Annotated in this window: 23 protein-coding genes and 2 pseudogenes; 15 read left to right on the plus strand and 10 right to left on the minus strand. The window is 72.0% G+C overall.

Annotated elements, in window-relative coordinates:
* Positions 1–24: 24 nt before the first annotated feature.
* The 5 genes from ACOBQB_RS28960 to paaA are packed head-to-tail and all read right to left on the minus strand — an operon-like array spanning position 25 to position 3743.
* Positions 25–1125 carry a 2Fe-2S iron-sulfur cluster-binding protein gene (locus tag ACOBQB_RS28960; protein ID WP_423595696.1) on the minus strand — a complete coding sequence of 367 codons (1101 nt, stop codon included), beginning with the start codon at positions 1123–1125 and terminating at the stop codon, positions 25–27.
* Positions 1125–1625, minus strand: coding sequence for a 1,2-phenylacetyl-CoA epoxidase subunit PaaD (gene paaD, locus ACOBQB_RS28965; protein WP_423595698.1), 501 nt, complete (start codon positions 1623–1625; stop codon positions 1125–1127). The genes ACOBQB_RS28960 and paaD overlap by 1 nt, the downstream gene beginning before the upstream one ends.
* Positions 1619–2365, minus strand: coding sequence for a 1,2-phenylacetyl-CoA epoxidase subunit PaaC (gene paaC, locus ACOBQB_RS28970; protein WP_423595700.1), 747 nt, complete (start codon positions 2363–2365; stop codon positions 1619–1621). The genes paaD and paaC overlap by 7 nt, the downstream gene beginning before the upstream one ends.
* The gene (paaB, locus tag ACOBQB_RS28975; RefSeq protein WP_069171673.1) at positions 2362–2652 is read right to left on the minus strand and encodes a 1,2-phenylacetyl-CoA epoxidase subunit PaaB; all 291 of its coding nucleotides are present in this window, start codon (positions 2650–2652) and stop codon (positions 2362–2364) included. The genes paaC and paaB overlap by 4 nt, the downstream gene beginning before the upstream one ends.
* The gene (gene paaA, locus ACOBQB_RS28980) at positions 2649–3743 is read right to left on the minus strand and encodes a 1,2-phenylacetyl-CoA epoxidase subunit PaaA (RefSeq protein WP_423595703.1); all 1095 of its coding nucleotides are present in this window, start codon (positions 3741–3743) and stop codon (positions 2649–2651) included. Before paaA ends, paaB begins: the two co-directional genes overlap by 4 nt.
* Before the next feature lie 518 nt (positions 3744–4261).
* Between paaA and ACOBQB_RS28985 the strand changes: the two genes are divergently transcribed.
* From ACOBQB_RS28985 to ACOBQB_RS28995, 3 genes are read left to right on the plus strand one after another with little or no spacing between them, the layout of a single operon-like run.
* A complete protein-coding gene (locus ACOBQB_RS28985) occupies positions 4262–5020 on the plus strand; it encodes a DUF5819 family protein (protein ID WP_423595705.1) in 759 nt (252 codons plus the stop codon).
* On the plus strand, positions 5017–6390 hold the full coding sequence (locus tag ACOBQB_RS28990; RefSeq protein WP_423595707.1) for an HTTM domain-containing protein: 1374 nt from the start codon (positions 5017–5019) through the stop codon (positions 6388–6390). Before ACOBQB_RS28985 ends, ACOBQB_RS28990 begins: the two co-directional genes overlap by 4 nt.
* Positions 6391–6415: 25 nt before the next feature.
* Positions 6416–7195 carry a TrmH family RNA methyltransferase gene (locus ACOBQB_RS28995; protein WP_423595709.1) on the plus strand — a complete coding sequence of 260 codons (780 nt, stop codon included), beginning with the start codon at positions 6416–6418 and terminating at the stop codon, positions 7193–7195.
* Between the two features lie 28 nt (positions 7196–7223).
* Here the strand turns inward: ACOBQB_RS28995 and paaN are convergent, their stop codons facing one another.
* Complete coding sequence (gene paaN / locus ACOBQB_RS29000) at positions 7224–8915, minus strand: phenylacetic acid degradation protein PaaN (protein WP_423595711.1); 1692 nt, start codon at positions 8913–8915, stop codon at positions 7224–7226.
* Between the two features lie 231 nt (positions 8916–9146).
* On the opposite strand from paaN, the gene ACOBQB_RS29005 reads away from it, so the two are divergent.
* Positions 9147–10655 carry a 3-hydroxyacyl-CoA dehydrogenase gene (locus ACOBQB_RS29005; protein ID WP_423595713.1) on the plus strand — a complete coding sequence of 503 codons (1509 nt, stop codon included), beginning with the start codon at positions 9147–9149 and terminating at the stop codon, positions 10653–10655.
* The gene (locus ACOBQB_RS29010) at positions 10652–11245 is read left to right on the plus strand and encodes a TetR/AcrR family transcriptional regulator (protein ID WP_423595715.1); all 594 of its coding nucleotides are present in this window, start codon (positions 10652–10654) and stop codon (positions 11243–11245) included. Before ACOBQB_RS29005 ends, ACOBQB_RS29010 begins: the two co-directional genes overlap by 4 nt.
* A gap of 22 nt (positions 11246–11267) precedes the next feature.
* On the opposite strand, the gene ACOBQB_RS29015 is transcribed toward ACOBQB_RS29010, so the two are convergent.
* Positions 11268–11855 carry an Lrp/AsnC family transcriptional regulator gene (locus ACOBQB_RS29015; protein ID WP_423595717.1) on the minus strand — a complete coding sequence of 196 codons (588 nt, stop codon included), beginning with the start codon at positions 11853–11855 and terminating at the stop codon, positions 11268–11270.
* A gap of 189 nt (positions 11856–12044) precedes the next feature.
* On the opposite strand from ACOBQB_RS29015, the gene pdhA reads away from it, so the two are divergent.
* The 9 genes and pseudogenes from pdhA to ACOBQB_RS29060 all read left to right on the plus strand — a co-directional run bounded on the left by pdhA (position 12045) and on the right by ACOBQB_RS29060 (position 21914).
* Complete coding sequence (gene pdhA, locus ACOBQB_RS29020; RefSeq protein WP_423595719.1) at positions 12045–13199, plus strand: pyruvate dehydrogenase (acetyl-transferring) E1 component subunit alpha; 1155 nt, start codon at positions 12045–12047, stop codon at positions 13197–13199.
* On the plus strand, positions 13196–14212 hold the full coding sequence (locus tag ACOBQB_RS29025) for an alpha-ketoacid dehydrogenase subunit beta (RefSeq protein WP_423595721.1): 1017 nt from the start codon (positions 13196–13198) through the stop codon (positions 14210–14212). The genes pdhA and ACOBQB_RS29025 overlap by 4 nt, the downstream gene beginning before the upstream one ends.
* Positions 14213–14238: 26 nt before the next feature.
* On the plus strand, positions 14239–15630 hold the full coding sequence (locus ACOBQB_RS29030) for a dihydrolipoamide acetyltransferase family protein (RefSeq protein ID WP_423595723.1): 1392 nt from the start codon (positions 14239–14241) through the stop codon (positions 15628–15630).
* A gap of 93 nt (positions 15631–15723) precedes the next feature.
* A pseudogene (locus ACOBQB_RS29035) lies at positions 15724–16752 on the plus strand (NTP transferase domain-containing protein); the annotation flags it as partial.
* 317 nt (positions 16753–17069) lie between these two features.
* Positions 17070–18470: a molybdopterin molybdotransferase MoeA gene (locus tag ACOBQB_RS29040; protein ID WP_423595725.1), complete on the plus strand. Its 1401-nt coding sequence runs from the start codon at positions 17070–17072 to the stop codon at positions 18468–18470.
* Positions 18458–19564, plus strand: coding sequence for a potassium channel family protein (locus ACOBQB_RS29045; RefSeq protein ID WP_423595727.1), 1107 nt, complete (start codon positions 18458–18460; stop codon positions 19562–19564). Before ACOBQB_RS29040 ends, ACOBQB_RS29045 begins: the two co-directional genes overlap by 13 nt.
* A 189-nt stretch (positions 19565–19753) precedes the next feature.
* Positions 19754–20731, plus strand: coding sequence for an NAD(P)H-quinone oxidoreductase (locus ACOBQB_RS29050; protein WP_423595729.1), 978 nt, complete (start codon positions 19754–19756; stop codon positions 20729–20731).
* Between the two features lie 191 nt (positions 20732–20922).
* On the plus strand, positions 20923–21306 hold the full coding sequence (locus ACOBQB_RS29055; RefSeq protein WP_423595731.1) for a hypothetical protein: 384 nt from the start codon (positions 20923–20925) through the stop codon (positions 21304–21306).
* A 65-nt stretch (positions 21307–21371) separates the two neighbouring features.
* A complete protein-coding gene (locus ACOBQB_RS29060; protein WP_423595733.1) occupies positions 21372–21914 on the plus strand; it encodes a bacterial proteasome activator family protein in 543 nt (180 codons plus the stop codon).
* Between the two features lie 80 nt (positions 21915–21994).
* Here ACOBQB_RS29060 and ACOBQB_RS29065 read toward each other — a convergent pair.
* Positions 21995–23658 (minus strand): annotated as a pseudogene (locus ACOBQB_RS29065) (protein kinase domain-containing protein).
* A gap of 306 nt (positions 23659–23964) precedes the next feature.
* Between ACOBQB_RS29065 and ACOBQB_RS29070 the strand changes: the two are divergent.
* A complete protein-coding gene (locus ACOBQB_RS29070) occupies positions 23965–25524 on the plus strand; it encodes a protein kinase domain-containing protein (protein ID WP_423595735.1) in 1560 nt (519 codons plus the stop codon).
* A gap of 39 nt (positions 25525–25563) precedes the next feature.
* Here ACOBQB_RS29070 and ACOBQB_RS29075 read toward each other — a convergent pair whose 3' ends face one another.
* Both ACOBQB_RS29075 and ACOBQB_RS29080 read right to left on the minus strand, forming a co-directional pair.
* A complete protein-coding gene (locus ACOBQB_RS29075; protein ID WP_423595737.1) occupies positions 25564–26010 on the minus strand; it encodes a pyridoxamine 5'-phosphate oxidase family protein in 447 nt (148 codons plus the stop codon).
* A gap of 151 nt (positions 26011–26161) precedes the next feature.
* Positions 26162–26824 carry a response regulator gene (locus tag ACOBQB_RS29080; RefSeq protein ID WP_423595739.1) on the minus strand — a complete coding sequence of 221 codons (663 nt, stop codon included), beginning with the start codon at positions 26822–26824 and terminating at the stop codon, positions 26162–26164.
* Positions 26825–26834 lie beyond the last annotated feature (10 nt).

The following is a 26834-nucleotide window of genomic DNA, read 5'->3' on the forward strand; positions in this document are numbered from 1 at the left end:
GTGGTGCCGCCCGGCCAGGACGGCTCAGCGGTCGAAGTCCAACTCCACCGTGTCCGTCACCGGATGCGACTGGCACGCCAGCACATAACCGGCCTCCGTCTCCTCCGGTTCCAGCGCGAAGTTCCGGTCCATCCGGACCTCGCCCGAGACCCGGAAGGCGCGGCAGGTCCCGCACACCCCGCCCTTGCAGGCGTAGGGCGCGTCCGCGCGGTTGCGCAGCACCGTCTCCAGCAACGTCTCGCCGTCCAGGACGGCCCAGGTGCCCGAGCGCCCGTCGAGGGTGGCCGTCACCCTGCCGTTCGAGACGGTGGCCCCCGGGGCCGGGGCCGGGGCCGGGGTCGCCGCGGCCGAGGTCACGGTGGCGACACCGCCGTCCACGTGGAAGATCTCCTCGTGGATGCGTCTCCGGGGCACGCCGAGCGCGCGCAAGGACCGCTCCGCGCCCTGCACCAGGCCGAACGGGCCGCACAGGAACCAGCCCTCTATCTCCGCCACCGGCAGCAACGCCGGCAGGAGCCGGGTCAGCCGCTCCTCGTCGAGACGCCCGGAGTCGAGGCCCGCCTGCTGCTCCTCGCGGGAGAGCACGGTCACCAGCTGGAACCGGTCCGGCCAGCGGTCCTTGAGGTCGGCGACCTCCTCCAGGAACATCGTCGAGGCGGCGGTGCGGTCGCTGCGGATGAGGCAGAAATCCGCCAGCGGCTCGCGCTCCAGGAGCGTCGTGACGATGGAGAGCACCGGGGTGATCCCGCTGCCGCCGACCACCGCCGCGTAGCGTCCGGGTGCGGGCTCCAGGGTGAAACGGCCGGCCGGGGTCATCACCTCCAGCTCGTCCCCGACAGCGAGCTCCTTGAAGGCGTACGTCGAGAAGGCGCCGTCCTCGACGAGGCGCACCCCGACCCGCAGCGTCCGGGGCTCGCCCGGAGTGTCGGGGCGTGGAGCGGGGGAGCAGATCGAGTACGTACGCCGGATCTCGGTGCCGTCGGCGAAGCGGCGGATGGCGAGGTGCTGACCCGGGGCGAAGCGGTACTCCTCGCGCAGCGCGGGCGGCACGTCGAAGGTCAGCGTCACGGAGTCGTCGGTGAGCCGGTCGACCGCCGCTACCCGGAGCGGGTGGAAGCGGGCCATCACAACTCCTTGAAGTGGTCGAAGGGTTCACGGCAGGAGACGCAGCGGCGCAACGCCTTGCAGGCCGTGGAGGAGAAGCGGCTGAGCAGCTCCGTGTCGGTCGAGCCGCAGTGCGGGCAGCGGATCGCGAGGCTCAGCGGAACCGGGCCGTCCGTCGGGTGGGAGCGCGGGGGCGCTATGCCGAACTCGGCGAGCTTGCGGCGGCCTTCGGCGCTGATGTCGTCCGTCGACCAGGCGGGGGAGAGCACCGTGCGCACCGAGACCTCGGCCATGCCGCGCTCGTGCAGCACCTGCTCTATGTCGGACGTCATGGCCTCGATCGCCGGACAGCCGGTGTACGTGGGCGTCAGCTCGACATCGACCTTGCCGGGGGCGACGAGCCGCACGCCGCGCACCACACCGAGGTCGGCCAGGGTCAGCACCGGCAGCTCCGGGTCGGGCACCGAGCCCGCGAGGGCCAGGAGCTCCGCCTCCAGCGCGGTGGGCGCGGTCGTCACCATGACGCCCCCGGGTGGCTGCGGTGCAGGTGCTGCATCTCGGCGAGCATCCGTCCGAACGGTTCGGTGTGCAGGCCCTGGCGTCCGGCGCCCGCCGTCCACGCGCCGGTCCGGGGCCCGCCGGGCACGGTGAGAGTGGCCCGCTCCACGACGGCCGTCACCGACGCCGTCCAACTGTCCTGAAGGGCCTGGCAGTCGACGTCGAGGCCGCCCACCGGCTGGAACATCTCGCCGGTGAAGCGCCACAGCGCGTCGAGCCCGCGCTGCATGCGCGCGCGGCTCTCGGCCGTCCCGTCGCCGAGCCGGAGCGTCCACTGCTCGGCATGGTCCTGGTGGTAGGCCACCTCCTTGACGGCCTTTGCCGCCAAGGGCGCGAGCTCGCCGTCACCCGGGGCCAACTGGCCGTACAGCAAGGCCTGGTAGGTGGAGAAGTAGAGCTGGCGGGCGATGGTGTGCGCGAAGTCGCCGTTCGGCTGCTCGACCAGTTGGAGGTTGCGGAAGGCACGCTCCTCGCGGAGGTACGCCAACTCGTCCTCGTCGCCGACCAGGGAGAGCAGGACGCGGGCCTGGCCGAGCAGGTCGAGGGCGATGTTGGCCAGGGCGACCTCCTCTTCGAGGACGGGGGCGTGGCCCGCCCACTCCCCCAGGCGGTGCGAGAGCACCAGGGCGTCGTCCCCCAGGGCGAGGGCGGGCGAGGCCTGAGCCGAGGCAGTGGCAGTGGGCGAAGGCGAGGTGGCGGTCACAGGTGCTTCACCCCCTCCGGGATCTCATAGAACGTCGGGTGGCGGTAGGGCTTGTCACCGGCCGGTTCGAAGAAGGAGTCCTTCTCGTCCGGCGAGGAGGCGGTGATCGCTGTGGAGGGCACGACCCAGAGGGAGACGCCCTCGCTCCTGCGGGTGTACAGGTCGCGGGCGTTGCGCAGGGCCATCTCCGCGTCGGGCGCGTGCAGGCTGCCGGCGTGGGTGTGGGAGAGCCCGCGGCGGGAGCGGACGAAGACCTCCCACAGTGGCCAGTCGGTCGAGCTGCTCATGCGGTCGCCTCTCCGTGCTGTGCGGCGGTGTCCTGTCGCGCGGTGTCGGTCGCGTGCGTGCTGGGCGGACTGTCCGTGCGGGGCACGGCCGCCTGCTTCTCGGCGTAGGCCGCCGCGGCCTCTCTGACCCAGGCACCCTCCTCGTGGGCGCGCCTGCGCTGGGTGATGCGCTGTTCGTTGCAGGGGCCGTTCCCCTTGAGAACGTCCCAGAACTCCGTCCAGTCGATCGGGCCGAAGTCGTAGTGGCCCCGTGCCTCGTTCCACACGAGGTCCGGGTCGGGGAGCGTCAGGCCGAGTGACTCGGCCTGGGGGACGCAGATGTCCACGAAGCGCTGGCGCAGCTCGTCGTTCGAATGGCGCTTGATCTTCCAGGCCATCGACTGCTCGGAGTGCGAGGACTCGTCGTCGGGCGGCCCGAACATCATCAGCGAGGGCCACCACCAGCGGTTCACCGCGTCCTGCGCCATCTCGTGCTGCGCCTGGGTGCCGCGGCTGAGGGCGAGCAAGGACTCGTACCCCTGGCGCTGGTGGAAGGACTCCTCCTTGCAGACGCGAACCATCGCGCGGGCATAGGGGCCGTACGAACAGCGGCAGAGGGGGACCTGGTTGGTGATCGCGGCGCCGTCCACGAGCCAGCCGATCGCGCCGACGTCCGCCCAGGTCAGCGTTGGGTAATTGAAGATCGACGAATACTTCTGGCGGCCCGAGTGCAGCTTGTCGAGCAGCTCGTCGCGGCTGGTGCCGAGCGTCTCGGCGGCGCTGTAGAGATACAGGCCGTGACCCGCCTCGTCCTGCACCTTGGCCATGAGGATCGCCTTGCGCCGCAGGGAGGGGGCGCGCGTGATCCAGTTGGCCTCCGGCTGCATGCCGATGATCTCGGAGTGCGCGTGCTGCGCGATCTGCCGGACCAGGGACGTGCGATACGCGTCCGGCATCCAGTCGCGCGGCTCGATGCGCTCGTCAGCGGCGACCGCCTCGTCGAAGGCGGCCTGCTGCTCGGCCGTGCGCGCGGCCGAGGACGCCGAGACCGCCGAGGACGCTGCCTCGCCCGGCTCCGTCCTCGCCGCCTTGTGTGCGGCTGCTGTCGCCATCTCGGTCCCCCTCGACCTGAGCCAACCGACCGACCGATCGTTCGGTTCGTTGGATTCAATGGTGCGGCGCCTGGCCATAAGGTGTCAACCCTGTGGATAACTTCGCGGACGCTGTGCGCGGCGGGCAGGCCTGAGTACCGTTCCGGCGGCAGGGGTCGAGCGGGATCGGGGAACGGGGCGGAATGGACGGGAACGACAAGGGCTGTGGCGGGGGGCCCGAAAGGCCTGCCGGACCCGTCCCGGACACCCCACGGCCTGCCCCGGATGCCTCCCCGCCTGTCCCGGGCACCCCACGGCCTGCCCCGGATGCCTCCCAGCCTGTCCCGGACACCCCACGGCCTGCCCCGGATGCCTCCCCGCCTGTCCCGAACGCCCCACGGCCCGCCTCGGATGCTTCACGGCCCGGCCCGGACGAGCCGCAGCCTGCCCCGGATCGCCCGCAGCCCGCCTCGGACGACGCCCCCCTGCCGCCCGCCCCGGCAGCCATACACCCGGCGCCCGGCGCCCCGCCGTCGGCCATGCCCGAGAACCCGCCCCCCGGCATCGCCGGTCTGAAGCTCGGCTATCAGATCGCCGCGGCCTGTGCCCTCGCGCTCGTGGCCGTGGCCGCATGCGTCCACATCGGGATGCTCTTCCTGCATGTCGCTCCATCGAACACCCTGACCAAGCAGCACGGCGACGTGGTCGACGCCTGGGTCTACCCCGAGTTCGAGCAGAACTGGAAGCTCTTCGCGCCCAACCCCCTCCAGCAGAACGTCGCGGTGCAGGCCCGGGCGGAGCTCCGTACCGCCGAGGGAGGGGTGCGGACCACCGACTGGTATGACCTCTCCGCACAGGACGGCGCCGACATCGACGGCAACCTGTTGCCCAGCCACACGCAGCAGAACGAGTTGCGGCGCGCCTGGGACTTCTACGTCGGCTCGCACGACGCGCAGAATCGTCCCGTCGGCCTGCGGGGCCAGCTCTCAGAGCGCTACATCCGCCGCATCGCGTACATGCGGCTCGACCGTGAGCGGCCCGGTGACAAGGGCGACGAGATGGTGCGCGTACAGCTGCGTTCCAGGACCACGAACGTGCGGCCGCCCAAGTGGAGCGAGGAGAAGGTGTCCCCCAAGCCGATCCACCGGGTTCTCCCCTGGTGGTCCGTGACGCCCGACGACCTCCCGCTCGCCTCGGGAAGCGGTTCGGAAAGCGGTTCGGAAAGCGGTTCGAGAAGCGGCTCAGGAAGCGGTTCGGAAAGCGATACGCGTCCGAACACCGAGGTGACTGCCCGGTGACCCGCATCGAACGCCCGCTGACGCGGGGGATCAGCAACGTCACGGGCGCGGCCCTCGGCCCGTACCAGACCGCGGTGGTCCGCATAGGATTCGCCGCCACCTGGCTGTTCTTCCTGCTGCGGGAGCTGCCGCACCGTCACGAGATGTACGGGCCGGACGGCCCCTGGGCCTGGGACATGGCCCAGCAGCTCATCACGGGCAACCACGCCTTCACGGTTCTGATGTGGTCGGACGGACGGGTCTGGTTCGAGATCGTCTACGCGCTGGCGATCCTGAGCAGTGCCCTGTTGATGCTGGGCTGGCGCACGCGCACGATGTCCGTGCTGTTCATGATCGGCGTGCTGTCGCTCCAGAACCGCAGCATCTTCATCGGCGACGGTGGCGACAACGTCATCCATCTGATGGCGACCTACCTGGTGTTGACCCGGTGCGGCCAGGTCTGGTCGCTGGACGCGCGGCGTGCGGCACGCGCGCGTGCGCGTGCGGAAGCGGCCCGCGTCGGCGAAGGGGGAGCGGTCGAACCCCGCCCCGCCCCACCGGTGGCCCCCCCGGTGGCCCCACCGGTCGACCCGCCGGTCGACCGGGTCGGGCTCGCGCTCTGGTGGGTGCTCGGCCTCGCTCTGTCCGTCGTGACGTTCATGGGGGAGCTCAGCCGCTGGTGGCTGGTGATCTTCTGGGGGCTGTGGCTCGTGCACGGCCTGTGGGGGGCGGTGGGCCGGCGCGCCCGGCACAGCGAACTGCGCAAGCTGCTGGACGTCATCGCCAATCTCGTCCACAACGCGGGACTTCTCGTGATCATGGTCGAGGCCTGCCTGATCTACGCCACCGCGGGCTGGTACAAGATCCAAGGCAGCCGCTGGCAGGACGGCACGGCCGTGTACTACCCGCTGAACCTCGACTACTTCTCGCCGTGGCCCGCCCTCTCCGACCTGCTGTCGTCCAACGGCGTGATGCTGATGCTGGTGACATACGGGACGGTCGCCGTGCAGGTGGCCTTCCCTTTCACGCTCATCAACCGCCGGGTGAAGAACATCCTGCTGGCGGCGATGATCTTCGAGCACGCCGTGATCGCCGTCGTCCTGGGACTGCCGTTCTTCTCGCTCGCGATGATCACGGCCGACGCGGTCTTCCTGCCGACGGCGTTCCTGCTGCGCCTGGGCGGATGGGCGGCACGCGCGCGTGGAGCGGTGGTTTCCCGCATCCCGCTAACCCGCATCCCGCTAACCCGTGTGCCGTTCTCCCGTGTGCCGTTCTCGCGCGTGCCGCTCTCCCACCGGACGCGCCGTGGCCCTCTGGCACGACGGCCCGCCGGGGGCCCGCGGCGGGACGAGGAGACCGTCGAGGACGCGCGCGTAGGCTTCACTCCATGAACAGGACGGCTGCGGCGGGCCCCGAATGACCAGGGCGGACGCGACGCACCCCGACGACGCCGTGCGCGCCTGGCGCGGGCTTGTCGACACCTCGGTGTTGCTCGACGGCTTCCACGCGATCAAGCACGCGTTGCGTTTCGACGCGCGGGTGCCGGTCGCGCTGACCGGCGACCGCGCGGGCGCGCTGGCCCTCGCCGACGAGCTGGCGCCCGATGTGAGAGACGCGCTGGACACGCTTTTGGTGGAGGTCCCCGAGGAGCGGCTGCGCGCCCTGGTGCCCCGCCTGCACCCCACCGCGACGGCCGCCTTGGCGGTACGTCCTTCGCGGGCGGCCCACCTCGAAGCGCTGGGGCGCATGCCGAGGTCCGCGCCGGTCGTCGTGCTCGACGACCCCCGCAATCTCGGCAACGCCGGGGCGGTGATCCGGCTCGCCGCCGGGTTCGGTGCGACCGGTGTCGTCACGACCGGGACGCTCGACCCCTGGCACCCCACGGTCGTACGCGGTGGGGCCGGCCTGCACTTCGCGACGGCCGTGGAGCGGATGGAGGTCGCGGAGCTGCCGCCCGGGCCGGTGTTCGCGCTCGACGCGGAGGGCGTCGACATCCGGGGGCTGGAGCTCCCGGACGACGCCGTGCTCGCCTTCGGGTCCGAACGCAGCGGCCTGTCGGCCGCCCTGCGCGAACGGGCCGACCACCTGGTGTCCCTGCCGATGCGGCCCCAGGTCTCCAGCTACAACCTGGCGACGAGCGTCGGCATGGCACTCTTCCACTGGTCGGCGGGCAGACCTCCGGGCCTGGAGGCCTGAACCCGCCGAGCCGTCTCCCGCGCGCGGGTCACGCGTCCTTGCGGATCTCCACCACGCGGAAGCGGTTGGCCACGAACGCGCCGTCGCACAGCGCGGCGTTCGCCGCGGGGTTGCCGCCCGAGCCGTGGAAGTCCGAGAACGCCGCCGTCTGGTTCACATAGACGCCGCCCGTGAGGTTCAGGGACAGCTGGGCGCACTCCTCCAGGCAGGCCTCCTCGACGGCCGCGGAGACCTCTTCGGAGGTGGTGTACGCCCCGACGGTCATCGCTCCCTTGTCGCGCACCGTGCGGCGCAGCAGCTCCACCGCGTCCGTCGCCGAGTCGACCGCGACCGCGAAGGAGACCGGGCCGAAGCACTCGCTGAGGTAGGCCGCCTCGGCGTCCGGCTTCGCGCCGTCCAGCTTGACGATCACCGGGGTGCGCACCACGGCGTCGGGGAACTCGGGGTTGGTGACCTGCCGTGACGCCAGCGCCACTTCGCCGAGCCCGGCGGCGGCCTCCAGGCGGCCCTTCACGTCGGGGTTGACCAGCGCGCCCAGGATGCCGTTCGCCCGGGCGTCGTCGCCGAGCAGGCCGCTCACCGAAGCGGCGAGGTCGGCCACCACCTCGTCGTACGACTTGGCTCCGGCGTCCGTCCGGATGCCGTCACGCGGGATGAGGAGGTTCTGCGGGGTGGTGCACATCTGGCCGCTGTAGAGGGACAGGGAGAAGGCGAGGTTGGCCAGCATTCCCTTGTAGTTGTCCGTCGAGTCGACGACGACGGTGTTGACCCCGGCCTTTTCCGTGTAGACCTGCGCCTGGCGGGCGTGGGTCTCCAGCCAGTCGCCGAAGGACGACGAGCCCGTGTAGTCGATGATCTTGATCTCGGGGCGCACCGCGAGGGTCTTGGCGATGCCCTCGCCGGGCCGCTCGGCGGCCAGACAGACCAGGTTCGGGTCGAAGCCCGCTTCCGCGAGGACCTCGCGGGCGATCCGCACCGTGAGCGCGAGCGGCAGCACCGCGCGCGGGTGGGGCTTGACCAGGACGGGGTTGCCGGTGGCGAGCGAGGCGAAGAGGCCCGGGTAGCCGTTCCACGTCGGGAAGGTGTTGCAGCCGATCAGGAGCGAGATGCCGCGTGCCACGGGCGTGAACCGCTTGCTCAGGGTGAGCGGGTCTCGCTTGCCCTGGGGCTTGTGCCACTCGGCGGTGTCGGGGGTGCGGGCCTGCTCGGCGTAGGCGTACGCGATCGCTTCCAGGCCGCGGTCCTGGGCGTGTGGGCCACCCGCCTGGAAGGCCATCATGAAGGCCTGGCCGCTGGTGTGCATGACCGCGTGCGCGAGCTCGTGCGTGCGGGCGCTGATGCGGGCCAGGATCTCCAGGCTGACCATCGCGCGCGCTTCCGCGCCCGCGTCGCGCCAGGCACGCATTCCGGCGCGCATGGCGGGCAGCAGGGTGTCGATGTCGGGGTGGGGGTATGTGATCCCCAACTCCAGGCCGTACGGCGAGACTTCGCCGCCGACCCAGTCGTCCGTGCCGGGCTGGCCGAGGTCGAAGCGGGTGCCCTGGAGGGCGTCGAAGGCGGCTTTGCCCTCGGAGAGGCTCAGGCTGCCGTCCTCCCCGTAGGCCTTCGGGTGCTCGGGGTGGGGTGACCAGTACGCGCGCGTGCGGATCGTCTCCAGCGCCTGGTCGAGGGTGGGCCGGTGCTTGGCGATCAGCTGGTGCGCGGTGAGTTCGGCGGCCATGACAGGACCAACTCCTCGTCGGTCAGCTCTCCATCGAGCTGGCGAGTGGGCGGGAACAGCGGGTGGGAACCAGTGGGCAGGGACTGGCTGACAGAGCTAGAGTAACCGAACGATCGGTCGGGACAAGAGGGTCCGCCAAACCTGTGGACAACTTTCATCGCGGCCATCCACGGGCCCTCCGGGGCCACCCCGAAACCTCCGGCCGACGGACCGTGCGGGAGGATCGCGAACATGACAGCACTCGATCTCAGCAGCGCCGTTGCCGTGGTCGGCACCGGAACCATGGGGCAGGGCATCGCACAGGTCGCCCTGGTGGCCGGCCACCCCGTGCGGCTGTACGACGCGGCCCCCGGCCGGGCCAAGGCGGCGGCGGACGCGATCGGTGCCCGCCTGGACCGGCTCGTCGAGAAGGGCAGGCTCACCGCCGACGACCGCGTTGCCGCGGCCAGGCTGACGCCCGCCGAGAACCTCGCCGAGCTCGCCGGCTGCGGCCTCGTCGTCGAGGCGGTACTGGAACAACTGGACGTCAAGCAAAGGCTGTTCCAGGACCTGGAGGACGTCGTCGCCGAGGACTGTCTGCTGGCCACCAATACCTCCTCCCTCTCCGTGACCGCCATCGCGGGCGCCCTGCGCGCACCGGGCCGCTTCGTGGGCCTGCACTTCTTCAACCCCGCCCCGCTGCTCCCCCTCGTCGAGGTCGTCAGCGGCTTCGCGACCGAGGAGGCGGCGGCCACGCGCGCGTATGAGACCGCGCAGGCCTGGGGCAAGACACCGGTGCGCTGCGCGGACACCCCGGGCTTCATCGTCAACCGCGTCGCCAGGCCCTTCTACGCCGAGGCGCTGCGCCTGTACGAGGAGCGGGTCGCCGACCCGGCCACCATCGACGCGGTGCTGCGCGAGTGCGGCGGCTTCAAGATGGGCCCCTTCGAGCTCACCGACCTCATCGGCCAGGACGTCAACGAAGCCGTTACGCGCTCCGTGTGGGAGTCGTTCTTCCAGGATCCCAAGTTCACGCCCTCACTGGCCCAGCGCCGGCTCGTCGAGTCACGCCGCCTCGGCCGCAAATCGGGCCAGGGCTGGTACGCCTACGGGGACGACGCCCCGCGCGCGGAGCCGCACACCGCCGGCCCCGAGCAGGCCCCGCAGTCCGTCACCGTCCACGGCGACCTGTTCGCGGCGGACGCCCTGCCCGGCCTCATGCGGGAGGCCGGCATCCAGGTCGGACGCGGGACGGACACCCCGAGCCACCCCGGCTCCATCGAGCTGCCCGGCGGCGCCCGGTTGGAGCTTGCCGACGGGATGTCCCCCGACGCCGCGGCGGAGCCCACGATCCACTTCGACCTGGCCCTGGACTACCGCGCCGCGACCCGCATCGCCCTCGCCCCCTCCAGCAGGGTGGGCGAACCGGCCCTCAAGGAGGCGATCGGCCTCTTCCAGGCGCTCGGCAAAAAGGTCAGCGTCATCGGCCCCGCGCCGGGAATGGTCGTCGCCCGTACCGTGTGGATGCTCGTCGATGCCGCCCTGGACGCCGTGGGGCGCGAGGTGGCGGACGCCGAGGACGTCGACACCGCCATGCGCCTGGGCGTCAACTACCCGCTCGGGCCCGTCGAATGGGGCCGCCGCCTCACCGCGTACCGCGTCGCCGAGGCGCTGGACCTCCTGCACGACGAGTACCCCACCGGGCGTTACGCGCCCTCCCAGGCACTGCGGCGCCAGGCCGTGCGAGAGGAGTACTCATGACCACCGCCCGGCGGGACACGTACACCCCCGAGACGCTGCTGAGCGTCGCCGTCCGCGTCTTCAACGAGCGCGGCTACGACGGCACGTCCATGGAGCACCTCTCCAAGGCGGCCGGCATCTCCAAGTCGTCGATCTACCACCACGTGACGGGCAAGGAGGAGCTGCTGCGCCGCGCGGTGAGCCGGGCGATCGACGGCCTCTTCGGGATCCTCGCCGAGGAGCACGCGCGCGTGGGCAGCGCCGTCGAGCGCCTGGAGTACGTCACGCGCCGCACGGTGGAGGTCCTGGTCGCCGAGCTGCCCTATGTGACGCTGCTGCTGCGGGTGCGCGGCAACACCGGCACCGAGCGGTGGGCCCTGGAGCGGCGCAGGGAGTTCGACCAGCAGGTGGCCGAGCTGCTCAAGGAGGCCGTCGCGGACGGCGACCTGCGCTCCGACGTCGAGCTGCGCCTCGCCACCCGGCTGCTCTTCGGAATGATCAACTCCATCGTGGAGTGGTACCGCCCGGAGAGCCGGGGCGCGGCCAACGGCTCACAGATCGCCGACGCCGTGGTGCAGCTGGCCTTCGCGGGGCTGCGCACCGACCGCTGAGCCCGGGTCCGTACCGCCCGCCTCAGCGCTCTGGTTCGGGGCTCGCGGGGCTCTTCAAGTCCTCCTCCTCGAAGACCAGCAAGGTGCGCGTGCTGAGGACTTCGGGGATGGACTGTAGACGGGTCAGCACCAGCTCCCGCAGGGCGCGGTTGTCCGGCGTGTGCACCAGGAGCAGTACGTCGAAGTCGCCGCTGACCAGCGCGATGTGCGAGGCGCCGGGCAGTGCGCGCAGATGCTCGCGCACCGTGCGCCAGGTGTTCTGCACGATCTTGAGCGTGATGTACGCGGACGCGCCCTGTCCGGCCCGCTCGTGGTTGATGCGCGCCCCGAATCCGCGGATGACGCCGTCGTCGATCAAGCGGTTGATGCGGGCGTACGCGTTGGCCCGTGACACATGCACCCGCTCGGCCACGGCGCGTATCGAGGCGCGACCGTCCGTGTGCAGGATCTGGAGGATGTCGCGGTCGATGGCGTCCAGGGGCCGCGGCTCCGGGAGCCGGGGTTCCGGGAGTCGTGGCTCCGGTAGCCGGGATTCCGGTCGCTGCGGTTCCGGAAGCTCGGGCTCCGGCCGGTCGTCGGCATGCTGGTCGGCCATTCGTTCAGATGCCATGTCCCCCCGCCTCCCTACCATGGACGTACTGCATCCATCCCAGGCTGTGGAGAACCGTTTGTCCACAGCCTGGCGGTGCCTGTAGCCAAAATGTGCCGACGACCGAACAATCGGTAGGTGAGGCGCCTCACATCGCTGCGCCTCTTTTGCCGCTCCCACGAGGAGTCCGCTTCCCCAGGAGGTGCCGTGATGACGGTCATGGAGCAGCGGGGCGCCTACCGGCCCACCCCGCCCCCCGCTTGGCAGCCCAGGACCGACCCGGCGCCGCTGCTGCCGGACGCGGAGCCCTACCGCGTCCTTGGCACCGAAGCCGCCGCGAAGGCCGATCCGGGGCTCCTGCGCCGCCTCTACGCCGAGCTGGTGCGAGGCCGCCGCTACAACACGCAGGCGACCGCGCTGACCAGGCAGGGCAGGCTCGCGGTCTATCCCTCCAGCACCGGACAGGAGGCCTGCGAGGTCGCCGCCGCGCTGGCCCTCCAGGAGCGGGACTGGCTCTTCCCCAGCTATCGGGACACCCTCGCCGTGGTCGCCCGCGGTCTCGACCCCGTGAGCGCCCTGACGCTGCTGCGCGGCGACTGGCACACCGGGTACGACCCGCGCGAGCACCGCATCGCGCCCCTGTGCACCCCGCTGGCCACGCAGCTCCCGCACGCCGTGGGCCTCGCGCACGCCGCCCGGCTCAAGGGTGACGACGTGGTGGCGCTCGCCATGGTCGGGGACGGCGGAACCAGCGAGGGCGACTTCCACGAGGCACTGAACTTCGCCGCCGTGTGGCAGGCCCCCGTGGTCTTCCTCGTGCAGAACAACGGCTTCGCGATCTCCGTGCCGCTCGCCAAGCAGACCGCGGCCCCCTCCCTCGCCCACAAGGCCGTCGGCTACGGCATGCCGGGCCGCCTGGTGGACGGCAACGACGCGGCGGCGATGCACGAGGTCCTGAGCGAAGCGGTGGCCCGCGCGCGTGAGGGCGGCGGCCCGACGCTGGTGGAGGCGGTCACCTACCGCATGGAAGCCCACACGAACGCCGACGACGCCGCCCGCTACCGCCCCGACGCCGAGGTGGATGCCTGGCGCGATCATGACCCGATCCTCCTCTTGGAGCGGGAGTTGACGGAGCGCGGACTGCTGGACGACGACGGCAGGCGGCGGACGGCCGAGGACGCCGAGACCATGGCCGCCGACCTGCGCGAGCGCATGAACCAAGACCCCTTGCTCGACCCCATGGACCTCTTCACGCACGTGTACGCCGAGCAGACCACGCAACTGCGGGAGCAGGCCGCGCAGTTGCGGGCGGAGCTCGAAGTGGCCTCGGAAGAGCCGGACGCATCGGAGGGCGGGACGCGATGACCACGGTCGCGGCGAAGCCGGCCACCAAACCGGCCACCATGGCACAGGCGCTCGGACGGGCGCTGCGTGACTCCCTGGCAGAGGACCCCTCCGTGCACGTCCTCGGGGAGGACGTCGGTGCGCTCGGCGGTGTCTTCCGGGTCACCGACGGGCTCGCCAAGGAGTTCGGTGAGGACCGCTGTACGGACACGCCGCTGGCCGAGGCGGGCATCCTCGGCACGGCGGTCGGCATGGCCATGTACGGCCTGCGGCCCGTCGTCGAGATGCAGTTCGACGCCTTCGCCTACCCCGCCTTCGAGCAGCTGATCTCACACGTGGCGCGGATGCGCAACCGCACCAGGGGCGCGATGCCGATGCCCCTCACCGTGCGCGTGCCCTACGGCGGCGGGATCGGCGGCGTCGAGCACCACAGCGACTCCTCCGAGGCGTACTACATGGCGACTCCGGGGCTCCAGGTCGTCACGCCCGCCACGGTCGCCGACGCCTACGGTTTGCTGCGGGCCTCCATCGCCTCCGACGACCCGGTCGTCTTCCTGGAGCCCAAGCGGCTGTACTGGTCCAAGGCCGACTGGAACCCGGACGCCCCGCAGAGCGTTGAACCGATCGGACGCGCGGTGGTGCGGCGCTCCGGGCGCAGTGCCACGCTCATCACGTACGGCCCGTCCGTGCCCATCTGCCTGGAGGCGGCCGAGGCCGCGCGCGCCGAGGGCTGGGACCTCGAAGTGGTCGACCTGCGCTCGCTGGTGCCCTTCGACGACGAGACGGTCGCCGCGTCCGTACGACGCACGGGGCGAGCGGTCGTCGTGCACGAGTCGGGCGGCTTCGGCGGCCCCGGCGGGGAGATCGCCGCGCGGGTCACCGAGCGGTGCTTCCATCACCTGGAGGCGCCGGTGCTGCGGGTCGCCGGGTTCGACATCCCGTATCCGCCGCCGATGCTGGAGAAGCACCACCTGCCGGGCGTGGACCGGATCCTGGACGCGGTCGCGCGCTTGCAGTGGGAGGCGGAGAACTGATGGCGCCTGCTTTTGATGTGAACAGTATGGAGTTCAAACTGCCCGACCTCGGTGAAGGTCTGACCGAGGCCGAGATCGTCCGCTGGCTCGTCGAGGTCGGGGACGTCGTCGCCGTGGACCAACCGGTCGTCGAGGTCGAGACGGCCAAGGCGATGGTCGAGGTGCCCTGCCCCTACGGAGGCGTGGTCACCGCCCGCTTCGGCGAGGAGGGCGCGGAACTGCCGGTAGGGGCACCCCTGTTGACGGTCGCCGTGGGCGCCCCGGCCGAGGCGCACGCCCCTGAGGAGCCCGCCGAGCGTGCCCTCCAGGCGGCGGCGGAGGAGTCCTCCGGGAACGTCCTGGTCGGTTACGGCACGGGGGCGGCCCCCGCCCGCCGCAGGAGGGTGCGGCCGACGCGGGCCGCCTCGCCGGCGCCTGCCGCGGCTCCCGGGGGACGCGGCCCGCAGCGGCCTCCCGCGCGCGGGGACGGTCCTGTCCCGGTGATCTCCCCTCTCGTGCGCAGGCTGGCGCGGGAGCACGGGGTGGAGCTGCGGGAGCTCGCGGGGTCGGGCCCGGACGGTCTCATCACGCGGGCCGACGTCGAGGCGGCCATCGGGGCGGCGTCCGGGGTGCCCGCCGAGGTGCCGACCGAGGTGCGCCGCCAGGGCGAGGCGGGGCAGGAGCCCACGCGCGCGGGCGTCGAGTCCCGGCACGCGCTGACCGGCATCCGGGGCCTCGTCGCGGACAAGATGTCCCGCAGTAGGCGCGAGATCCCCGAGGCCACCTGCTGGGTCGACGCCGACGCGACCGAACTCCTCGCGGCCCGCGCCGCGATGAACGACGGCGCGACGAACGGTGCGATGAACGGCGCGACGAACGGGGCGACGGCGGAGCGGGACGGTCAGAAGGTGTCGCTGCTCGCGCTGTTCGCCCGCATCACCGTGGCCGCGCTGGCCCGGTACCCGGAGCTCAACTCCAGTGTGGACATGGAGGCGCGCGAGGTGCGCCGGTTCGCCGACGTCCACCTCGGGTTCGCCGCGCAGACGGATCGTGGGCTTGTCGTCCCTGTCGTACGGCACGCGCAGTCGAGGACGACCGCGTCGATCAACGCCGAGCTGTTGCGGCTCACGGAGGCGGGGCGGTCCGGGACGCTGACCCCCGGCGAGCTGACCGGGGGCACCTTCACGCTGAACAACTACGGCGTGTTCGGGGTCGACGGCTCCACGCCGATCATCAACCACCCCGAGGCGGCCATGCTCGGCGTCGGCCGCATCGTCCCCAAGCCATGGGTGCACCAGGGGGAGTTGGCCGTGCGGCACGTGGTGCAGTTGTCGCTCACCTTCGACCACCGGGTGTGCGACGGCGGCACGGCGGGCGGCTTCCTGCGGTACGTGGCGGACTGCGTCGAGCACCCGGCGGTGCTGCTGCGGTCGGTGTGACGGGGGAGATGGGGGTGGGGGCGATGTAAGTCCGCTGCCCGGTGGGCCCTTCGCGGGGGTGGCAATGATCCCCCGTATGCCCATACTCGGGGGGTGACCGCGAATGAGGGTGCCCCCTATGACGCCGTGGTGCTCGCCGGTGGTGGCGCCGCGCGGCTCGGCGGCGCCGACAAGCCCGGCGTGCGCGTGGGCGGCCGGGCGCTGATCGACCGGGTCCTGGCCGCCTGTTCCGGCGCTGGGACCACCGTCGTCGTGGCCGCGCCGAGGCCGACCGCGCGGCCTGTGGTGTGGGCGTGCGAGGACCCACCGGGCGGCGGGCCGCTGGCCGCGCTCGACGCGGGGCTGCGGCGCACGACGGCGGAGCTGGTGGTGGTGCTCTCCGCCGACCTGCCGTTCCTCGGTGAGCAGACGGTACGTCGCCTGCTCGCCGCCCTGTGCGACAGCGGCGCGGACGGGGCGGTCCTCACCGACCCCGGGGGCCGTGATCAGCCGCTCGTCGCCGCCTACCGGAGTGCTTCGCTGCGGCGTGAGCTCCGTGAGCTCCGTGAGCTCCGTGCGACCCACGGGACCCGTGTGACCCACGAGCTCCGTGCGACCCGCGAGGCCGCGGAGTACGGTTCCGGACTCGCCGGGCGCCCCCTGCGGCTGCTCACCGCGCGGCTCGATCTGACCAGGGTCGATGACCCCGTGGCGGCCTTCGACTGCGACACCTGGGACGACATCGCCGCCGCACGGGCGCGTATCAGGGAGCATGGGCACGTGTTGGACGAATGGATTTCCGCAGTCAAGGACGAGCTGGGCATCGAACTCGACGTCGATACCGGCGCCCTCCTCGACCTCGCACGCGATGCCGCGCACGGCGTGGCCAGGCCCGCGGCGCCGCTGACCACCTTCCTCGTCGGCTACGCGGCGGCGCAGGCCGCCGCGCGGGGCGGGACGGCGGACGGTGCCGCAGCGGTGGCCGAGGCGGCGCGCAAGGCCGCGGCGCTCGCGGCCCGCTGGGCGGACGAGGACCGACAGGACCCGATGCCGGGCGCGGCGCAAGCAGAGGCCGCCACCGGCGCACATCCCCAGCCCGCTTCCGGCGCCGCTCCCGAGGCGCTGCCCCACACCACGCCCGACACCACGCCCGGCGCCGCGCCCCCCACCACGCCCGGCGCCACGCCGCCCGCCACCCTCAGCGCCACGCCGCCCGCCACGCCGCCCGCCACGCCGCCCGCCACCCTCAGCGCCACGCCGCCCACCACGCCGCCCGCCACGCCGCCCGCCACCCTCAGCGCCACGCCGCCCACCACGCCGCCCGCCACGCCCGACGCCACCCCCAGCGCCACGCGCCCCACCACCCCCACCCCCACCACCCCCAGCCCCACGCGCCCCACCACCCCCAGCGCTACCACCCCCAGCGCCACCGCCACCCCCCGCACCGATCCGGACGTCGGATGAGCGGCCACCCCGCGCCGGACGCCGAGCTCGACGAGGCCCTGGCCCTGGTGAACGAGTGCCGGGACGGCCACCGTGCCGTCCCCCGCTCGGCGCCCCCGGCCGCGGCGACCCCCACGCCTGCCCCACAGCCTGGGCTGGCTCCGCGGACCACCCCCGCCCCCGGCCAGGCCCGACACCACGACGTCACGCCCTGGCCCGCCGCCCGCGCCCGCGCCGCGCAGACCGTGCCCCGGACCGGCGGCGACCCGGTGTCGGTCCCGCTGGACCAGGCCCTCGGCCTGACCCTGGCCGCCCCGCTCGCTGCCCTCACCGACCTGCCGTCGTTCGACACCTCCGCCATGGACGGCTGGGCCGTCGCGGGCCCGGGCCCCTGGGCCGTACGGGGTGAAGGCGTCCTCGCCGGACACGGCGCCCCGGAAGCGCTCGGGGACGGTGAGGCGGTCGGCATCGCGACGGGCGCCCGCATCCCGCGGGATGCCACGGCGGTGCTGCGCAGCGAGCACGGCCGCATCGACGACAAGGGCAGGCTGCACGCGCTGCGCGAGGTGGTGCCGGGCCAGGACATCCGTCCGCGCGGCCAGGAGTGCCGTTCGGGCGACCGTCTCCTGCCCGCCGGGGCCCTGGTCACCCCGGCCGTGCTCGGGCTCGCCGCGGCCGCCGGGTACGACACGCTCCGCGCCGTCCGCCGGCCCCGCGCCGAAGTCCTCGTACTGGGCGACGAGTTGCTGACCGAGGGACTGCCCCACGAGGGCCTCATCCGGGACGCGCTCGGGCCGATGCTGCCGCCCTGGCTGCGCGCGCTCGGCGCCGAGGTCATCTCGGTCCGGCGGCTGGGCGACGACGCCAAGGCGCTGCACGAGGCGCTCGCGACCTCCACAGCCGACCTGATCGTCACGACGGGCGGCACGGCGTCGGGCCCGGTCGACCACGTCCACCCCACGCTGCGCCGCCTCGGCGCGGAGTTGCTCGTGGACGGCGTCGCCGTGCGCCCGGGACACCCGATGCTGCTGGCCCGCATCCGCCCCGGCCGGTACCTCGTCGGACTGCCGGGCAACCCGCTCGCCGCGGTCTCCGGACTGCTCACGCTGGCCGAACCTCTGCTGCGTACGCTCATCGGGCGTGCGGCGGGGCCCGGCGGCGGCGCGGCCGAGGCGGCGTACACCGCGCCCGTACGCGATGACGTGCAGGGGCACCCGCACGACACCCGCCTCGTGCCCGTCACCCTGCGCGCCGAGCACGCCGTGCCGCTGCGGTTCAACGGCCCGGCGATGCTGCGCGGCATCGCGGCGGCCGACGGGCTCGCGGTCGTACCGCCCGGCGGTGCGCGCAAGGGCCAGGAGCTGGAGATCCTCGACCTGCCGTGGACCCAGGGTGGCAGCGGGGGGTGTTTCACGTGAAACTTCCCGGCAGCGACGCGATCGCCCGCGACCCCGCCGAGCATCACACGACCCACCGGATCAAGCTGCCCCAGCGCGTGGTGGAACGGCCGTTGCGCCAGGTCACCCGGCGGCTGGCGATGGCTCTGCTGGTACTCGCCCTGACGACGTTCATAGTCTGGGTCGACCGCGGCGGCTACCACGACAACTCCGACCAGCGGGTCGACTTCCTCGACGCCGCGTACTACGCCACGGTGACGCTCTCCACCACCGGTTACGGCGACATCGTGCCGTACAGCGACAGCGCTCGGCTCACCAACATCCTCCTGATCACGCCGCTGCGCGTGCTCTTCCTGATCATCCTGGTCGGCACGACCCTCGAAGTGCTCACGGAACGGACGCGCGAGGAATGGCGTCTGTCCCGCTGGAGGTCCAACTTGCGTGAACACACTGTCGTCGTCGGCTTCGGCACCAAGGGCCGCTCGGCGATCCAGACCGTCTGCGCGACCGGCCTGAAGCCGGAGCAGATCGTGGTCGTCGACCCCAGCGCGAAGGTGATCGACGCGGCCACGGCGGAGGGGTACGCGGGTGTCGTCGGCGACGCCACGCGCAGCGACGTGCTGCTCCGTGCGGAGGTGCAGCGGGCCCGCCAGATCATCATCGCGACGCAGCGCGACGACACGGCGGTGCTGGTCGCCCTCACCGCTCGGCAGCTGAACCGCGGGGCGAAGATCGTTGCCGCGGTGCGCGAGGAGGAGAACGCGCCGCTGCTGCGGCAGTCCGGGGCCGACGCGGTGATCACCAGCGCGAGCGCGGCGGGACGGCTACTCGGCCTCTCCGTGCTGAGCCCGAGCGCGGGCATGGTCATGGAGGACCTGATCCAGCAGGGCACGGGGCTCGACCTCGTCGAGCGGCCGGTCATAAAGGCAGAGGTGGGGCGGGGCGTCCGGGAGACGGACGACCTGGTCGTGAGTGTCGTACGCGGGCATCGGGTGCTGGGGTACGACGATCCGGCCGTCGGGAAGCTGCAGTTGACGGACCGACTGATCACGATTGTTCGGGCGACGCCGGGGACGGTGGTCGCGCCGGACGCGAGGCCGTTGCCGACGGACTGAGATCCTGCGGGCGCGGCGGGCGCGGCGGGCGCGGCGCGGTGCGGTGGCGGGCTGTCCCGGTACGGGTGCGGGCGCGTCGTGGCGGGTCGCGCAGCTCCCCGCGCCCTGACGGGGCTGCCGTTCCCCGCGGCCTTGGCGGGGCGCGCGGTACCGCGTGTTTCTGCCAGGCGCGGGAGTAGCCTCGGCCGCATGTATGCGATCACGATTCCCGAACCCGGCGGCCCCGAAGCGCTCGTGTGGGCCGAGGTGCCCGATCCCGTTCCCGGTGAGGGCGAGGTGCTGGTCGAGGTGGTGGCCGGCGCCGTGAACCGCGCCGATCTGCTCCAGCGGCAGGGCGCGTACAGCCCGCCGCCCGGCGCCTCTCCGTACCCCGGTCTGGAGTGCGCGGGCCGCATCACCGCGCTCGGCCCAGGCGTCTCCGGCTGGGCGGTCGGCGACGAGGTGTGCGCCCTGCTCTCGGGCGGCGGCTACGCCGAGCAGGTCGCCGTCCCGGCCGGTCAGCTGTTCCCCGTACCCGACGGCGTCGACCTCGTGACGGCGGCGGCGCTGCCCGAGGTGACCTCGACCGTCTGGTCCAACGTCTTCATGATCTCCCACCTGCGGCCCGGCGAGACGCTGCTCGTGCACGGCGGTTCGAGCGGTATCGGCACCATGGCGATCCAGCTGGGCAAGGCGGTCGGCGCGAAGGTCGCCGTCACGGCGGGTACCAAGGAGAAGCTGGCGTTCTGTCAGGAGCTCGGCGCCGACATCCTCATCAACTACCGCGAGCAGGACTTCGTGGAGGAGATCGAGCGGGCCACGGGCGGGGCCGGCGCGGACGTCATCCTCGACAACATGGGCGCGAAGTACCTGGAGCGGAACGTGCGTTCCCTCGCGGTCAACGGCCGGCTCGCCATCATCGGCATGCAGGGCGGCGTCAAGGGCGAGCTGAACATCGCCACGCTCCTCAACAAGCGCGCCGCCGTCACCGCCACGTCGCTGCGCGGCCGCCCCGCCACGGAGAAGGCGTCGATCGTCGCGGCGGTGCGGGAGCACGTCTGGCCGCTGATCGCCGGCGGCCACGTACGGCCGATCGTCGACCGCACGGTGCCGATGAGTGACGCGGCGGCGGCGCACCGGGTCCTGGAGGAGAGCAGCCACATCGGAAAGGTGCTGCTCACGCGGTAGCGGCCATACCCCGGGCGGGCGCGGTCAGGGTGCCGCAATCGTCGTGCCGTGTGACGCTGTCACTGGCGTGATGATCCTCTGACCTCGGGTCTCCCGACTGACCCTTGGTGTCCCGACAGCGGGAGGCGGCCGGCGCGGTGGCTGTTTCGTGGGTGACTCTTGGTACTCCTCGTACTCTTCGTGCGGTCCTCGTGGCGACGCTGTGCGCGGTCCTGGCGGCGTTCGTACCCGCCGCCGTGACGTACGCGGCCCAGTCCGCCCCCGCCCCCCGGGGGCCCGTCACCACCGTCGACGAGACGCCCCGGGCCGGGAGCCGCGCGGGTGAGGGCCGCGCACGGCCGGGGCGCGCCGATGTGCCGCTGCCCGATCCGCCACCGTCCGCACCACCGCCCTCGGTGCCGCCGAGGGACACGGGACAGGTCCACGTGACGCAGCACGACACCGTGGCCGACGCCGGGCGGCCGGCGCCCACGGAGCCGGTGCTCCCGGCCCTGCGCGTCCTGCCGCTCGGCGGCGGGCTGATCCTCATCGGCCTCGGCCTCGGCTTCCTGGGGCTGCGCCTACGACGCGACTGAGGGTGGATCACCGTCTTACGGGGGCACCACCGATGTGTGGTGTACGGGTGCGAGAGAATGGCGGCATGGAGATGCCGAGGAGCGAACGGTCACCGGAGAGCCCCCAAGTCCTGGTCGTGGGCCAGGACGGAATGGCTCTCGGTGGTGGCGGAGACGACGAATCCCGCGAGGTACCGGTGACGGAGATGGTCGAACAGCCGGCCAAGGTCATGCGCATCGGCAGCATGATCAAGCAGCTCCTCGAGGAGGTGCGGGCGGCTCCTCTCGACGAGGCGAGCCGGGTGCGCCTCAAGGAGATCCACGCCAGCTCGGTCAAGGAGCTGGAGGACGGCCTCGCCCCTGAGCTCGTCGAGGAACTGGAGCGGCTCTCCCTGCCCTTCACGGAGGAGGCGACCCCCAGCGACGCGGAACTGCGCATCGCGCAGGCCCAGTTGGTCGGCTGGCTGGAAGGCCTCTTCCACGGCATCCAGACGACGCTGTTCGCACAGCAGATGGCGGCGCGGGCCCAGCTGGAGCAGATGCGCCGGGCACTGCCGCCCGGCATGGGCGGCGGCGATGACGACGAGGAGGGCGGCCTCGCGGGCCGTACGGGGGGGCCTTACCTGTAGGACCTGCATACGACGGGTGCGGCGAGGGCCCGGTACGCGGAACGACGCGTACCGGGCCCTCGCCGCAGGGGCCGGAAGAACTAAGCCGGGTTACCGGTGGAGATGTCCAGCTGGAACTCCGGAGGGTTCTTCGGGTCGATGTCCGAGCCCTCCTTGGGGACCTGCCGCATGACGGTGTCCTCCCCATAGGCGTTCTCATTGATCCGGCGCGGTTCGTACTCCCACCCGGCGGCCTGGAGACACGAGAGCACGGACTTCCAGTCCTTGAACGTGAAGTCGGGGACCTTGACCTTGTTCTCGTCGTTGTACGACGTCTCGGGCTCCTTGCACTCCTCGACCTCGATGGTGTTGTTGCGTTCGGGCCCCTTGTGCCCCGCCACCGGTGTCTTCGACTTGTCCCCGGAGGCTTCCTTGCCGTCGTCGTCGCCGTTGTTGAGGGTGAGCGCGGTGATCAGGCCGCCGATGGCTATGAGCGCGACGACGATCGAGCCGACGATCACCGGCATGTTCCGCCGCTTGCCGCCGCCGCCCGAGCCCGAAGGGGACGTCGTCGTGGCCGGCTGGGGGGAGAGGTTGTACGGCGGCGGGGTGTGCGCCCCCTGCTGCGGCGCGTACGCGTTGGTGGGCGTCGGGGTCTGGTAGCCCTGCTGCGGCGGGTAGCCGTACCCCGGCGTCGGGGCCGGGGTGGACGGGGGGCCGTAGGACCCGGCTGGTACGGCGTCTGGACACTGCCGCCCTGCTGCGGGAGCGAGGAGTCGACCGGCGGGAAGACCGCCGAGCTGACGCCCGCGCCGCTCGCCGTCGGCGCGCCCGGCACGATGCTGGGGGCCGCCGCCTGGAAGGACTGGGCGACGCGCAGGCACTCGTCGCGCATGGCCTCGGCGGTGGGGAAGCGCTCGTTCGGGTTCTTCTTCAGCGCGCGGGCGACGATCGCGTCGACCGCCGGCGGCAGGGAGCGGTTGATCGAGGACGGAGCGACCGGCTCCTCCTGGACGTGCGCATACGCTATGGCCAGCGGTGAGTCCGCCTCGAACGGCAGCCGCCCGGTGACCAGTTGGAAGAGCATGATGCCGACAGAGTAGAGGTCGGAGCGCGCGTCGACGCCGCGGCCGAGCGCCTGCTCCGGCGAGAGGTACTGCGGGGTGCCGACGACCATGCCGGTCTGCGTCATCGACGTGACACCGGACTGCATGGCGCGGGCGATGCCGAAGTCCATGACCTTGACGACGTTGCGCTTGGTCATCATGACGTTGCCGGGCTTGATGTCGCGGTGCACCAGCCCCATCTCGTGGCTGATCTCCAGCGCCGCCAGCACATCGGCGGTGATCTTCAGCGCCTGGTCGGTCGGCATCGCGCCGAACTGCGCGACGGCCGCGTCGAGCACGGAGCCGAGCGGCTTGCCCTCGACGTACTCCATGACGATGTACGGCATCGGAGCGCCGTCGCCCGCGGCGGAGCCGCTGTCGGACAGCGTGTCCTCACCGGTGTCGAAGACCGACACGATGTTCGTGTGCGTGAGCTTCGCCACCGACTGCGCCTCGCGGCGGAAGCGCTCGCGGAAGGACTGCTCGCGGCCCAGTTCGGTGTGGAGCGTCTTGATCGCGACTTGGCGATCGAGAACGGCGTCGTACGCGAGGTGGACCGAGGCCATGCCGCCTTCGCCGAGCAGATCGCGCAGTTGGTAGCGGCCGCCGGCCAGCGAACGCCCCGCGTACCGCCCCTGTGCGCCGTCCTGGCTGCTCATCTCGTGCGTCCCCCATCGGCGCGGCAACCGGACGGCTCCGCGGCTGGTGATCGATTACCCGCTATTCCTGGCCAAGTCTGCCCCAGGACGATGACGCGTCAAGCTCGGTGCCCGTTCCGTGACCGTACGCGCAAGAAGCGTCTCGGAAGCGTTACAAGTTCGCGCGTGAGGGCCCGGGAACGCTTTTATGTCCGGTCCACCTCGAACCGGCAGGTGGTGTGAAGGCTGTAGCGTGGCCCGTCGGAGTACCCGTACAGCGGCGTACTCAGCACCAAGTACCACGACCAGAAACGACGGCGAGGACTGATGGCACAGACGCAGCGCGCTCAGGGCCCGTCCGACCCCGAGGCGTCTGGCGGCGGAATGTCTGACGCGCCCGAGTTGTGGGGCAACGGCGGGCTCGTCGGAGACGGCCGGTACCGACTGACCCACAGACTGGGCCGGGGCGGCATGGCAGAGGTGTTCGCCGCCGAGGACGTACGTCTGGGCCGCACCGTCGCGGTCAAGCTGCTCCGCTCCGACCTCGCCGAGGACCCGGTCTCCAAGGCCCGCTTCACGCGCGAGGCCCAGTCGGTCGCGGGTCTCAACCACCACGCGGTGGTCGCGGTGTACGACTCCGGTGAAGATGTCGTCGGGCCGAGCGTCGTCCCGTACATCGTCATGGAGATCGTCGAGGGCCGCACGATCCGCGATCTGCTGCTCAACGCGGAGGCGCCGGGGCCCGAGCAGGCGCTCATCATCGTCTCCGGGGTGCTCGAAGCGCTCGCGTACTCGCACCAGCACGGCATCGTGCACCGTGACATCAAGCCCGCGAACGTGATCATCACGCACACCGGCGCGGTGAAGGTGATGGACTTCGGCATCGCGCGCGCCCTGCACGGCGCGCAGTCGACGATGACCCAGACCGGCATGGTCATGGGCACGCCGCAGTACCTCTCGCCCGAGCAGGCGCTCGGCAAGGCCGTCGACCACCGCTCCGACCTGTACGCGACCGGCTGTCTCCTCTACGAGCTGCTCGCCCTGCGGCCGCCGTTCACCGGCGAGACGCCGCTCTCCGTGGTCTACCAGCACGTCCAGGACCAGGCCGTACCGCCCTCGCAGGTCTCGGACCAGGCGCCGCCGGAGCTGGACGGGCTCGTCATGCGCTCCCTGGCCAAGGACCCGGACGACCGGTTCCAGACCGCCGAGGAGATGCGCGGCCTCGTCCAGTACGGCCTCCAGATGCTGCACGAGCAGGGCGGCCACACGGGGACCTGGAACACCGGCCCCGTCGAGGCGCACGAGGGCGGCAGCACCGCGGCGATGGGGGCCGCGGGGGCGGGCGCGATGGCGCACCCCGACTCCGGCACCGCGCAGATCCCGGGCCCGATGCTGCGTCCGCCGGGCGGCGACGACGGCGGCTTCGAGGGCGGCCACCACGGCGGCAAGGGCGGCCGCGGCAAGATGTGGATCTTCGCCGTGCTCGCGGTCATCGCGATCGCGGTGGGCGTCGCCTTCGCGCTGAGCGCGAACACCGGCACGAAGGACAAGGACAAGACTCCGGTGACTCCTTCGACGAAGCAGTCGCAGGAGAAGGAGCCCAGCAAGAGCCCCGACAAGGAAACGACGGGCGAGGCGACGGATCCGGGCGACGGGACCGGGGGCCAGACCGGCTATCCCCCGCCGACGAACCAGCCGACCGGTCCGTCGCAGCCGACGGGGCGCCCGACGCAGCCGACCACGGACCCGACGCAGCCGACGACGGACCCGACGGAGCCGACCACGGACCCGACGCAGCCCACCTCGGACCCGACGCAGCCCACCTCGGACCCGACGGATCCGGACGAGGGCGGGGACCCGGAGGATCCCGAGGGCGGCGTGTCCTGACCCCGGACGCCGGACGTCCCGTATGCCCGACCCGGCGGCTCAGCGGACGCGGACCCGATGAAGCCGCCGGTCATGGCCCGCGTGCAGCGTATGCACCTTGGTGACCTGCGGTTGTATCCGCAGGTACACCGGGTCGAAGAGCTCGCCGTCCGCGAAGTGCGGCGTGGAACCGAAGAGTTCGAGCTCGGCGTTGGTCGGTTCGACGGCCTCGCACAGGCCGATGCACTGCACGGTCCACTGGCCGTCACGGGCCGATGCCACGTCGAGGTTGTCCGCGCCGTACGCGACGACACTCCCGACGCAGGCCTGGTGGTAGCCGTAGCCCTTGTGCATGCGCAGCAGGATCTTCCCGCCGACGACGATGTGACGGGCCGCCGCGAGGAAGGGCAGCGCGCGCATGCTGGTCGCCACGCGGCCGTAGTCGGTACGCCGCAGCAGCTCGAAGGCGAGCTGATCGTCGGCGGGGCTGGTGGGGTCGCTGGACATGACTCCCACCCTCGTCCACGGACGGGATGTCGCAAAAGAGGCCCCCGCCCCCATCAAACGGGACGTAAGTCCCCTGTCGCAGGGCCCGCAGTTGTCCCCGCAGTGTCCGCCGCCGGGCCCCGCAGTGCCGCCGTGTCCGTGCCGCGTCCCGTCAGTGCTGCTTCTCCGCCTGCATGCGCGCCACATACGCGGCGGCCTGCGAGCGGCGCTCCATGCCCAGCTTGGAGAGCAGGCTGGAGACGTAGTTCTTGATCGTCTTCTCGGCGAGGTGCAGCCGCTCGCCGATCACGCGGTTGGTGAGGCCCTCGCCGATCAGGTCGAGGATCTTGCGTTCCTGCTCGGTGAGGTTGGCCAGGCGGTCGTCGCCCTTGGCGTTGTTGCCGTCGCGCAGCCGCTCCAGGACCCGGGCCGTGGCCACGGGGTCCAGCAGGGACTTGCCGGCCGCCACGTCGCGCACGGCGGTGAGCAGTTCGTTGCCACGGATCGCCTTGAGGACATAACCGGAGGCGCCCGCCATGATCGCGTCGAAGAGAGCTTCGTCGTCGGCGAACGAGGTGAGCATCAGGCATTTGATGTCCTCGTTCTGCGAACGGATCTCGCGGCACACCTCCACCCCGCTGCCGTCCGGCAGGCGCACGTCGAGCACGGCCACGTCAGGTCGCGTCGCGGGGATCCTGACCAGGGCGTCCGCAGCCGTTCCGGCCTCGCCGACGACCTCGATGTCGGACTCCACGGAGAGCAGCTCGTGGACGCCACGGCGGACCACTTCATGGTCGTCGAGGAGAAATACCGTAATTTTTCCTTCTTCGCGCACGGAGCCAGTC

Origin of the sequence: Streptomyces sp. G5(2025) (assembly GCF_049542075.1) — a bacterium.
Lineage (GTDB): Bacteria > Actinomycetota > Actinomycetes > Streptomycetales > Streptomycetaceae > Streptomyces.